Below are 12023 nucleotides of genomic sequence, written 5' to 3'. Positions count from 1 at the left end.
AAGTGGTATCATTTACGGCTATTTGCCGGTATCAGTTTAGATCGGGATTAAAAAGAGAGCATAAGTAACGTAAACACGGATGGCCGGCCGGCTTAGAATTTTATTCAATGGGGATAATTGAGGGGCAATGGTCATTTTCAACAGAAATCCTTCATTGGCATCCGACTGGCTGGTGTAGTCGAATCCGAATTCACCCACGATGGATACATACCTGCTCAGGTGATAGGATGGCCGTAACCCGGCCGAATACCAATTCAGTTTATTGGTGGGCGACTGACTGTTGTCGAGGTTCTGGTAAAGCAATAAGCCCAGCAACGAAACCTTTTCACTTATGTCAATCTGCAGGTCATTCAGCACCCTGAATCTCCTGAATTTACTCACCTCCAGGGGAATCCCGGCAACGGGAACAATGCCCACGGGTTGTTCTATAATCGCTTTATAGTTTTGAGCGGCTCCGGTCCCGTAAAACAGGTTCAGCCGGTTTCTTCCTCCCCGGAACGGCACTTCGTGAAACAAACCCAATGACCAGCCATCGCTGCTTTCAATAGTATAATTCCCCTGACTGGTAACCAGTGAATCCCCGTTGAACATTGACCAGTCGAACGTCATTCCTAAATTGCCCGGACCAACAGGAATGTCATATAAACTAAAATCCAGGGTTGCTTTATTAAATACAAATTCATTTTCGGGATAAACGCTGCCGCTTGAGCTTAGCTGGTCGATGGAACCTCCCAAAAACGCTGCCGACAGTTTGATCTCCTTTCCCAGCACCAGATCTTCAAATCCGCCGCCAAATCCGCTCATGTCGCGGTACCAGTAATCTATCATATGAGCATCATGTCGGTCGTAAAAACGCTGACCTGCCCAATAGGCCAGCTCTTTCCGTTTCTTGTGGATCCCCGTCATTCTTACATAGGCCTCCCGTACCGAGGTTGTGGTCACAAAGGCATTGCTTTTACTTGTCGGGGTAACAAAGGCCAGTCGTAAGTTTGTTTCGAACCGGGCTTTATTCTCATCTGTGGTTGCATACCGAAAGAGTGCTTCAATATATGCCTCGGCTTCATTACCCAGCCGGTATTTAGCTTCGGCGTTGGGTGCTTTAAAAAAATCAAGGGGGCCACCCTGTCCGTCCAGCCCGAATCCCGATCGGAAATAGCCGTAAAATCCGAAATTATCGGCGTTTTGTGCCAGTGAAGCAGTACTGATGATGAGAAATAATGAAATAAAACAGATCCCGGGTGATTTCATGAAATACGGTTTAGATCAGCCTTATTCAAATGGTGAGAATTTAGTATCCATTATATCAATTGTCTGGTTGAATACACACAATTTGCTTTTTGATGTATCGGGTATTGGTGGTAAAATCTCTTTGCGGGTCCTTATTCAAAGATGTAGTAATATACGGTAAATATACTAGAAATCAGGAAAATATATTCGCCCTGTTCAGTTTATTTATTCATACATGATGACCATTGACATTCCCGCTTCGATCACCACTCCGGATGTCGTTGAGACTTCGTTGGGCACAGTGCGATTCTTCGATAGGTTCCCCGATTCGGCGACCGACCAAAAGGTATATGACAACCTTGACTTTCAACGCGGGGTGCAGGCGTTTCTCACCGAGTTAACGTCTGCCTATGCCTCCAAACAAAACTGCGAAGGATTTCTGGTCGGTGATTGTCTACGATCCACAGACCCGATCGCTGCTACAGACGGACCAGCAGTACCCCGGTTCCAACAGCCAGAAAACGGGCCTTATCTTCAATCCAGTCTTTCAAGATCATTCAATTTCCAGGTTTTATCCATCAGGTCCTCCAGTGGGCCGTAAAACCTGAAGACCAAAAAGAAGCCTTTTTCCGGATGGGTAGGGACCCAGTTATTTTCTTTTCCTTCGGGTGCTTTCGGACCGAAATACACATCAACCGATCCATCGGCATTCACCTGCGGACCGGTGCGGTTACCGATCGACTTATTCATGTTGCCACCGGCATCGAGCAAACTCCGGGTGGCCGGATCATAGGCCGTAACAGCCCAAAAATTCTTTGCCGGTACCCCGGGTGAGACATGTAATTTATATTTTTTACTTCCATCCAGGTATAGGCCGTTGTTATCCCGGAATGTGGTCACGTAAGCTGCTCCCGCACCCGGGGTTGTTGAGATCAGGTTGGGAGAGACCACCACACCGGAGTAGTGCCAGCGAATGCGGGCATCGATGTCGGCTACACCATCACGAACAAACGTAGTATTGTACAAAAACATGTTTTCCCAGTGCCGGTCGGGCCAATAGGGGCTGTCGGGAGAGCGGGAGTCAAACACGATGGCCCTGCACATGGCCGCTCCAAGTTTTGCGCCCTGATCAAGTATGCGATGCATGCGTTCATCGGGATGAAAGGGCTGTCCCTGAACAATGCCTAGCGTAGCCAGTCGGCCTAATTGCTCATCCCCAAACAGTTCTTTCGGTTCATACTGTATAATTTCAGTCAGCATTTCAAATGCGGAACCATCTTCCGGGACAAGGGAATTCAATCCCATTCCGTTGGTGTTGATGTAATTCCCATGGCGCAGTCCGGTGGCAAGGGGATAAATTTTCAGATTTTGCCTGAAAAAGTCAACAGCTTCTTCTCCGGTGCCGATATCACCCCAGCCGCGCATCATGATAAACACCCTGTAACTGGGCGATTTTACCTCGAAGTATCCCTCCGGAATAGTGCCGCTGTAACCAGGAGGCAGGAAGAGATAATTCCCTCCTTTTCCTTTGTCAGGCCCGACAAAACCAAAATCAACCAGGAATTTATAAGCTGCATCGTTTGCTGTTCCAAACATGCCTGGCGGAATTTCCACCACCGTTGCACCATCAATTTTCAGGTCCAGCGAACCCGATGCATAAACGGTGGAATTATTGCCTGTCAGGACAAGTTCGCTTGGCATAAGACCAGGTCCCGGCGCCACCCCTATATCCGATGCGCTTTTAAATCCAAAGTCACGGATCTGCCCTTTTACGCAGGCATAGACTGAAAGCGCGGGTTGAAAATCAAGGTAAGCCTGCGTGGCTCTTTGCAGATCCAGTTCATCATATATCTTTTGTGCAGTTTCTTCCGTGGGGTAAGCTTCCAGCTCAAACTTCAGGGTACCGAAACTGGTCTCCATCAAAGACGGGGCTGGTTTGAAATCTTCATTGGTCTGCTTTTTACCGGCCGTCTGATAGAGATTTTGCATTGTCGCATCCACCTGGGCAGATGCGGGGAAAAAAATAACTACTATCAGCCAGCTGATCAGCATGGATTTCAATAACGATGTTGATTTCATCTTTTGTTTTTTTGATTATAAATAAAACCTGTCATTAAACCAGATAGCTTTATATGGGTAAATGCTTGGATAAAGGTCTACAAATATATAGCGTGTAAAATGAATTTCTTTGAAAAGTGGATAAATTAAAAAACTCGTTGGAAAATGTTGGCATGTCGTTTCTAATTGGATATATTTGGATAGTCATTCTGATAAATAATTACACATCACTTGTAAATCGTCAGCATAATGTTAAATAGTAAGTTATAACTTTAAGATGTGGTTTGCTGCACGCGTGGGATGGATTGACCACCCTGCTCAGCTCTGTCCAATAAGGTACTGAAACTTGTTTTTTGTTATAGCCTATCTGGTCTATCAATTATTTAAAAGGAGGTCTTAAATGGTAAAAAAGAATAATTTGTCTAAGATTGCTGAAGGCGTGTTCGTTCTGACGCTTTCCGCAACTATGGCAACGGTGAATGCACAGCAGGTCAGGCATAAGATGACCACCGAAATTCCAGCTTCGATCACCACCCCGGATGTCGTTGAGACTTCGTTGGGCACAGTGCGACTCTTCAATGGGTTCCCCGATTCAAAGACAGTTCAGAAGATCTATGACAACCTTGACTTTCAACGCGGGGTGCAGGCGTTTCTCACCGAGTTACCGTCTGCCTATGCCTCCAAACAAAGCTGCGAAGGATTTCTGGTCGGTGATTGTCTACGATCCACAGACCCGATCGCTGCTACAGACGGACCAGCAGTACCCCGGTTCCAACAGCCAGAAAACGGGCCTTATCTTCAATCCAGACGGATCGGTAGATATTTATTTCGGCCCTGGACCACCTCCCGGCAAAGAGAATAACTGGATCCAGACAATCCCCGGTAAAGGGTGGTGTACAATACTCCGTCTTTACGGTCCGCTCGAATCCTGGTTCGACAAGACCTGGCGGCCGGGTGAAATTGAGTTGATGAAATAAATCAAACAAATTTTATAATGAAAATAATCAAATTTTTAATTCTTGTATCTGTAGCATTCATAGGATTCAGTTGTTCGCAATCATCCTTCCACAATGCTCAAAATGCCAGTGATCCCCTTGATCAGTGGAATGAAGGCCCGGCAAAAACGTCCATTTTAAATTTCATTAAAACAGTCACCGATGAAACCAATCCGAATTTTATTCCTATACCAGACCGTGTGGCCGTTTTTGATATGGATGGAACCTTTTTGCTGGAAAAACCCAACCCGGTAAATTTTGATGTTATCATCAGATGGATGGTCCAGCAAATGTCCGGCAACCCGGCGCTAAGTCAGAAACAACCCTACAAGGCCATTTATGAAGAGGACTGGGCATATTTTGACACGCTCGGCTATTTTGGAGATGATGGGCTCTACAGTATTTTGCTTAAGGCTACTGATGGTTACACTGAAGACCAATACAGGGACGCCATCCTTAAATATTTTAATGTGGTTGCTGACAAACGGTTTAATAAACCATACGATCAACTGGTTTATGTTCCTATGGTACAATTGATCCAATTACTGCAGGATAAACAGTTCGAGGTTTTTATCGTTTCGGGTTCAGATCCACAGTTTACACGCGCCTTTTGTGAAGAGGCAGCTAATATTCCAGCTCAAAATGTCATTGGCTCAACCGTGTTGACCAAATGGGTCGAAACCGATACAGGATCCTATTTTATCAGGGTGCGCGAATTTGTGGAACCTATTAACGATGAAGCCGGCAAACCGGTTAATATCCTCAATAAAATCGGCAAGGTTCCAGTGATCGCTGTTGGAAATTCAGCCGGCGACTATCACATGCTTGAGTACAGTAAAAATGTCCCCTTTAGCTTGCAGATGATCGTAAACCATGATGATTCGGTAAGGGAATATGATTACGAGGCTGAAAAGATGAAAAAGCTATGTCAGGACAATGGATGGCAGGAGATCAGTATGAAAAAGGATTTTAAAGTGATTTTCAGCGATTAACGCATGAAAAAAGCCCGTGGCGATAACCATCGGGCTTTTTTGCCACGCCCCTTACTTACGTAAGTTGCAAACGGATGACTTCCTATACCGCTCAGCTTTTCTTAAGGCGAGCCAGCCTTCCCCGGGTTTTTGCACCCAGAAATCCACCTATTATTATTCCAAGAAGTACCGAGAGGCCCCAGTCTGTCCAGGTGAAAAATTCCGTCGCCTGTATAAATGTCCAGGTCCCGTATGGAATCAGGAGGAATGAATTGGTAAGAAGTCCTGGATTGTACGAAGGTTTTTTCCCCTGGAAAAAATAGTATGCATCACGTTGTTTATGGCAAGCTCGAACCATATCATCGAAAATCCTACCCAGGGAGCAATGTTGGCCAGAATGGCTCCGATAATGATGATGGGCCAGGCAATGATTATGTTTACCTGGAAAACATAGCCTTCGTCCAGGGGAAATTCAGGATCCGTACCCGAGCCCAGACGGGTCTTAAGGTTAGCAAATTCTTTGAAACTGAGAGGTGAAAGGACATACTCTTCCGCCTCGTGAAACATCAGCAGAGGCAGGTGAAGCCATAACAACCATTGAAAAGGCGCCATGTCAGGCCTGAGCCACACCAGGACCACAATCAGGGCCGGTGCAATAATAAGCGTGGCACTCTGCCACAGAAAGACGCCAAGCTATAACAAATTCCATCGAATATCGAATATCGTTCAATCGGTTAATCGGATATCAAAAAAGCCCATCGGCTTTCGCCGTGGGCTTTTTTTTTTCCGCTCCCCTTAATGCTCAAAGTTGCATCCAGATGACTTTTGCTCTGTAGATATAAAGTGTTCATATTGTGAATCTCCTATTTATCAAGAACCTTGGAGTAACGGTCTTTATGTCCTAAACCGACTCATCATGCACGATAATCAGTTGGTGGTTGAAACTATTCCGACCCCATAAAAAATAATTAACCGGTTTGCTGTTCGTCAACAATCTTCATCTGGGGATGGTCAATTCAAATCGGCCGAGGAGTGGTTAGTTTGTTATGCCTGACCAGCTACTTGCAAATCGATCATTTTAAACCATCCAACTTCTTGACATTCACCCCTTTTTCACTATATTTGAACATTCTTAAGGGATTTTATTGTCCTTGACGATTTGATTAATCTCACACTACCCATTACTGCCATTCTTCTATACCGCATGGGTAGTAATCTCTTATCTGGTAATATTATGCAATTAAGCTAAGATGATATGGGGTACATTTAAAACCATTCCAATGAAGAGGTTCTATATCCTTATAATTGCGCTGCTTATAATTAGCGGCGTAAAGCCACAGTCTAAACAGCCTTGTTCGTCCTGTCTGCCAGAAGGCATTACATTTTCCACGCAAGCGCAGATTGACAGTTTCCAGATAAATTATCCCGACTGTTCAGAAATTGAGGGCGAAGTTCATATCATGGGCGACGATATAACTGATTTGAATGGATTAAGCGCATTGACTTCCATTAATAGTCTCATAATTAAAGGTAACTATTCACTGAAAAGTTTAACGGGACTTGAGAATGTAAATTCCATCGGCGCTTACTTGAACATTTCCAGCAACTTTTCCCTTGCCAATCTGACTGGTTTAGAAAACCTGACTTCCGTAGCTGGTCCTCTTGAAATTACGGGTAACAATGCTTGATCAATTTAACGGGTCTGGAGAACCTGACTTCCATTGGAGGGGGACTTCTTATATATTGGAATGATTCCCTGGCCAGTCTTACGGAATTGAAGAGCCTGTCTTCCATCGGGAGTGATCTTTGGATTCAGGATAACCATTCTTTATCCACCTGTGATGCGGAATGGCTTTGTGAATACTTATCGAATCCCAGTGGTCGGGTAATTATAATAGGCAACGAAATTGGCTGCTTAAGTGTGGTTGATGTCGGAATGGCCTGCGGGGCTCTACCTTACCTGCCCTATGGCAATTATTCTTTTCTTTCACAAGCCGATATCGATAATTTTCAAACCATTTTTCCTGATTGCACGGAACTCGAGGGCAATGTTAGCATCATCGGTAATGACATTGCCAACTTAAATGGCTTAAACGGAGTGGCTTCAATCGGGGGGAGTCTTGGGATAGCTATGACTAATTCCCTGACAAGTTTGACGGGATTGGAGAACCTAGTTTCCGTAGGAAGTGGACTTTGGATTAATGAAAATGCTGACCTGGCCAGCTTAGACGGATTGGGAAAGCTAACTTCAATAACAGCATCTTATTTGCTTTGGGAAAATGATATCCTGACCAGTTTGATTGGACTAGATAACCAGGCTTCCATTGGTGGTAGCCTGGTTATTGGAAAAATATTTCCTCCATTCGGTGGAGGAAATCCCGCCCTGATCAATTTAACAGGCCTGGAAAGCCTAATTTCTTTAGGGGCTGATCTGTTGATCCGCGATAACCCTAACCTGAAGGATATAACGGGACTGGATAATATAATTGCTGGCTCAATCCTTAACTTGTTTGTTTATGAAAACGATTCTTTATCTAATTGTGATATAAAAGGCATTTGTGATTATCTGGCAAGTCCGAACGGAACGATTGAAATCCACCATAATAAAACTGGATGCAACAGCCGAGAAGAAATCCATCAGGCTTGCACATTTGGATTGGACGAAAATAGCGCAACAGAAAGCCACATCAATAATTTCACCAATCCCACATCCAAAACAATCACCATCTTAATGCCCACCATGCCTGACAAGAACACATTTATGACCATTTATAACATTAACGGTCAGGGACTCCTATTGAGACAGATAAAAGAAAAACAAACGGTGGTGGATGTGTCGGGATTGACTACGGGGATTTATATTGTACGGGTGGTTGATGATAATGGCGTGAAGGCGGGGAAGTTTGTGAAAAATTAAAGAAACCCAGCAAAGAAAAGTTCAAAATCCAACGAATTTTATCAGATTCGGGCTTGTTTCTGGCAACACAATAAAAAAACCACTTACAAAAAGTATATAAGTGGTTGATTTTGTGAGCTCCCCTAATTTATGGATTATCGAACTTCTTCAGCCCCCTCCCAACCATGAACGGGTTTAAAGTTCAAACTGATAATTGCAAAGTTTAAGTTAAAGGCCAAAGTTGTTTAGTTAAATTACTATGTTCAATATTCAATCGATCAATGACTCAATCGTACAATGAAACAACTGAAATCAGATTGAAACATTGTAAAAGCGAATCTTTTCATGTATCTTTGAAAAGGTCAAAAATCCCTAATAGTATAAGTATGCAAGATCAGGACAATAGGGAGGGCGAACGCCGTAATGTAACGGTCATGTTTGCCGACATCTCTGGCTTTACCAGTATATCGGAAAGGATGGATCCGGAAGAAATGATTTTGATCATCAACGAATGTTTCAGGAGCATGGGTGAATTAGTGGAAGCTAATGGAGGGACGATCGATAAGTACATCGGTGATTGCATCATGGCCATTTTTGGTGCACCAGCAGCAATAGAAGAAGCCCCTCGAAACGCTTTGAATGCAGCTATAGAGATCTGTAACTGGATGGATGACTACAACGAAACGAAAAGCCACGGGAACACATTGGGAGTGCATATAGGCATCAACTCGGGAATGGTGATCGCCGGTCCCGTGGGATCAGGTGACAAAAAAGAATACACCGTAATGGGTGATACGGTTAATGTAGCATCTCGTTTAAAAGATGTTTCACATAGCGGTCAGATCTTTGTCGGCCATGAAACTTACAGGTATACCAGTCAATATTTTAGCTTCTTGGAACTTGAGCCTTTAAAATTAAAAGGAAAGGAAATGCAGGTTAGAGCCTGGAGCCTGGTTTCGCGGAAAGAAAAAGTCCATCGCGCATCATTGTTTCTGGGAAGAAACTTAGGATCGGTCATGGTTGGCAGGCAATGGGAATTCGATCAACTCATGCTTGGGTTGATGAAGCTGGTTAATGGTGAAGGAGGCATTATCAACGTGATCGGAGAAGCCGGGATCGGAAAATCACGATTGATCGCAGAACTTCGCAATAAGGATGATATCCATAGGGTAACCTTTATGGAAGGCAGAGCCTTATCGTTCGGTAGGAACCTGTCATTTTATCCTATCAAAGATGTCATTAAAAGCTGGGCGAAAATAAACGAGAACGATAGCGATAAACAAGCCTATTATAAACTCAAGGATCATACTAAAAAGTTACTCGCAGATAATGCAGAAGAGATCTTCCCGTTTATCGCCACAATGATGGGTATGCAGCTTAATGAGGAGGACAGTGCCAGGACAAAAGGTATTGAAGGGAAATCACTGGAAGGGCTTATCCTGAAAAGCATGGATACCCTGATCGTTAAATCTTCGCAGCAAAAACCCATAGTTATCGTAATGGAAGATATTCATTGGGCTGACAACTCTTCCATAGATCTTCTGGAATCACTGTTCAGGCTGTCTGAGCAATACCCTGTCTTATTTATAAACCTGATGAGGCCTGGTTACGAGGAGACCGGTAAACGAATACTTCAAGCAATCCGGTCAAGGTATCCTGACAGAAATAAGGAGATCATACTTAAGGTACTAAACAATGACGACAGCGATCATTTAATCAGAAACCTTATTAAAATGCAGGGATTTCCCGGCAAAGTTAAAAACGACATTATCAAGCAAACTGGGGGAAATCCATTTTTTATCGAGGAGATCATCCGCTCGTTTATCGATGAGGGTGTGATCCAGCAAAAAGGTGATTCCTTGTTTGTCAATGATAAGATCAATTCCATAAAGGTTCCTACAACCGTTATGGATGTCCTGATGGCCAGGATAGATCGACTGGATGAGGATAGCAGGTCCCTTCTCAAGGTTGCATCGGTAATTGGCCGGAATTTTTATTACAGGATACTCCGACGCATAAACGAAGACCGGGAAGATGTTGATAGCCTGCTGAATCATCTTGAAGATGTCCAATTCATTCGCATGCTGGAGGACAAGGCTGAAATCCAGTATATTTTCAGACATGCACTGGCACAGGAGGCGGCCTACTCATCCATCCTGCAAACAAAGAGAAAACAATTGCACATGCAGACGGCAAAAGCCATTGAATCCATTTTCTCTGAAAAGCTGCCCGAGTTTTATGGGATGCTTGCCATGCATTACAGTAAAGCAGAAGATTTTCCCAAAGCAGAAGAGTATCTGTTAAAAGCCGGTGAGGCGGCCATCAAAACATCAGCCTCCAGTGAAGCGGTACATTATTTTAGTGAAGCCCTCGAATTATATTCCAAACTTCATAGCGATCAAGCAGACCCGCATAAGGTCGTACAGATGGAAATCGCCATAGGAACCGCACATGTTAACAAGGGACAATTGGGAGAAGCTCTTCCTTATTACAGGAAAGCCATGGCTTACTATGGCATAAAATTAAATGACAGTACTTTATCTCTGGTATACATGCTGCTTTCCAGTACAGTGAATTTAATCGTTGGCATGAACTTCCCCTCACTCATTTTTAATAAAATACCCGATCGCAAAGAGAGGGAGATAATTGAGCTACATAACAAGCTATCTTCAGTCAGTGCATTCGAAAGTGATAAAATGGTAGGAGTAATGTCTTTTTGGGCGCTGCGAAAAATGATGCGGTATGACCCGGGAAAATGCAATGAAGCTGCACAAATAATGCTTATGTCTTTTTCATTGTATTCATATATCGGCATTTCAGGTAAACTACACAGGAAGGCCCTGAAGTTAATCAAAGGAAAACTGGACCAGGGCAACGTGAGAACAATGATCAATTACGAAGCTTCCAGGGCCATCAACAGCCGGTTCGAAGGGAAATGGAATGATCAGGATTATGATACCGAACTGGTAAACAATTGCCTCAGATTGGGTATAACCTGGGAAACCAGCACTTATATCCTTATGGTTTTCTTTACGGATATCGCCCGTGGAAAATTTGAGGAATCGGAAAGGAAAATAGATAAACTTGCCGAGATAGGCAGGGAATTTGATTATAACCTGGCTGTAAGCTGGCATTTGATCACTGCTGCCAGGCTTAATTTGATCAGGAGGAACCTCGACCAGGCAATGAGTTTTGTCAATCAACATATCGCATATAGTAAAAAGATCAATGATCTTCCTCCAATTTATTGGGGCTATTCCACCAAAGCCATGATCCAGGTCCTGTCACGTGATCTGGATGGAGCGGAAGAATCGCTCCAATCAGCCAGGAATTACCCCCAGGGCAGTAAGCTTAGGGTATACAGCACAATATATGTTACTGCCCGCTTTGTGATCGACCTACTCAGGTTGGAAGATGCAGTTTCGTCGAAAAGAGACAAAGATTTTGGTAAACTTAACACGAATGCCCGGAGGTCAGGAAAACAAGCATTAAAAGACGCTGCGGTATTGTCAGATAACCGTATTGAGAATTACCGCCACATGGGTACGTACTATTGGCTGATAGGCAAGCAGAAAAAGGCTTTGAAATGGTGGAACAAAGCTGTAAAAATAGGTGAAGAATATCAAGCTATGCCTGAGCTGGCAAGGGTATACCTGGAAGCAGGCAAGCGGATGGCCAGAGACAAGGCAAGGTTTAAATTGATAAGCGGCAAAACGCCCGTTGAATGTTTGGAAAGAGCAGCTTCTATATTTAAGCAATATCATCTTTCCCGGGACCTGGAAGAGATGCAGAAAGCCAGCCTGCACCGTGTATAAATAAGGCGGCCTTATGATCATTGCCTTTTGATCGACGGCTAAAAGCATATAAAATTATTGA

At 43.9% G+C, this 12023-nt stretch carries 8 protein-coding genes; 5 read left to right on the top strand and 3 right to left on the bottom strand.

Translation table 11 applies throughout. From position 1 onward, the window contains the following. Positions 1–36: 36 nt before the first annotated feature. The gene (locus PKI34_05090; GenBank protein ID HNS17180.1) at positions 37–1248 is read right to left on the bottom strand and encodes a carbohydrate porin; all 1212 of its coding nucleotides are present in this window, start codon (positions 1246–1248) and stop codon (positions 37–39) included. 513 nt (positions 1249–1761) lie between these two features. Beyond that, complete coding sequence (locus PKI34_05085; protein HNS17179.1) at positions 1762–3306, bottom strand: DUF1254 domain-containing protein; 1545 nt, start codon at positions 3304–3306, stop codon at positions 1762–1764. Between the two features lie 397 nt (positions 3307–3703). Here PKI34_05085 and PKI34_05080 point away from each other — a divergent pair, with 397 nt between their 5' ends. Together PKI34_05080 and PKI34_05075 are read left to right on the top strand one after the other, a co-directional pair. After that, positions 3704–4147, top strand: coding sequence for a hypothetical protein (locus tag PKI34_05080; GenBank protein ID HNS17178.1), 444 nt, complete (start codon positions 3704–3706; stop codon positions 4145–4147). A gap of 132 nt (positions 4148–4279) precedes the next feature. After that, positions 4280–5272, top strand: a complete 993-nt coding sequence (locus tag PKI34_05075) for an HAD family hydrolase (protein HNS17177.1) — start codon at positions 4280–4282, stop codon at positions 5270–5272. A gap of 237 nt (positions 5273–5509) precedes the next feature. Here PKI34_05075 and PKI34_05070 read toward each other — a convergent pair whose 3' ends face one another. Further along, positions 5510–5863, bottom strand: coding sequence for an HXXEE domain-containing protein (locus PKI34_05070; GenBank protein HNS17176.1), 354 nt, complete (start codon positions 5861–5863; stop codon positions 5510–5512). 668 nt (positions 5864–6531) lie between these two features. On the opposite strand from PKI34_05070, the gene PKI34_05065 reads away from it, so the two are divergent. The 3 genes from PKI34_05065 to PKI34_05055 all read left to right on the top strand — a co-directional run bounded on the left by PKI34_05065 (position 6532) and on the right by PKI34_05055 (position 11962). Continuing rightward, on the top strand, positions 6532–6939 hold the full coding sequence (locus PKI34_05065) for a hypothetical protein (GenBank protein HNS17175.1): 408 nt from the start codon (positions 6532–6534) through the stop codon (positions 6937–6939). Beyond that, a complete protein-coding gene (locus PKI34_05060) occupies positions 6936–8168 on the top strand; it encodes a T9SS type A sorting domain-containing protein (protein ID HNS17174.1) in 1233 nt (410 codons plus the stop codon). Before PKI34_05065 ends, PKI34_05060 begins: the two co-directional genes overlap by 4 nt. A gap of 365 nt (positions 8169–8533) precedes the next feature. Beyond that, on the top strand, positions 8534–11962 hold the full coding sequence (locus PKI34_05055) for an adenylate/guanylate cyclase domain-containing protein (protein HNS17173.1): 3429 nt from the start codon (positions 8534–8536) through the stop codon (positions 11960–11962). Positions 11963–12023 lie beyond the last annotated feature (61 nt).

The organism is Bacteroidales bacterium, assembly GCA_035342335.1.
Classification (GTDB): Bacteria; Bacteroidota; Bacteroidia; order Bacteroidales; family JAGONC01; genus JAGONC01.
This window is presented reverse-complemented; position numbering and strand designations above follow the sequence as displayed.

Coding starts and splice junctions, on each gene's coding strand:
- PKI34_05090 (HNS17180.1), bottom strand. CDS start 1,248: ATGAAATCACCCGGGATCTGTTTTATTTCATTATTTCTCATCATCAGT.
- PKI34_05085 (HNS17179.1), bottom strand. CDS start 3,306: ATGAAATCAACATCGTTATTGAAATCCATGCTGATCAGCTGGCTGATA.
- PKI34_05075 (HNS17177.1), top strand. CDS start 4,280: ATGAAAATAATCAAATTTTTAATTCTTGTATCTGTAGCATTCATAGGA.
- PKI34_05070 (HNS17176.1), bottom strand. CDS start 5,863: ATGGCGCCTTTTCAATGGTTGTTATGGCTTCACCTGCCTCTGCTGATG.
- PKI34_05065 (HNS17175.1), top strand. CDS start 6,532: ATGAAGAGGTTCTATATCCTTATAATTGCGCTGCTTATAATTAGCGGC.
- PKI34_05055 (HNS17173.1), top strand. CDS start 8,534: ATGCAAGATCAGGACAATAGGGAGGGCGAACGCCGTAATGTAACGGTC.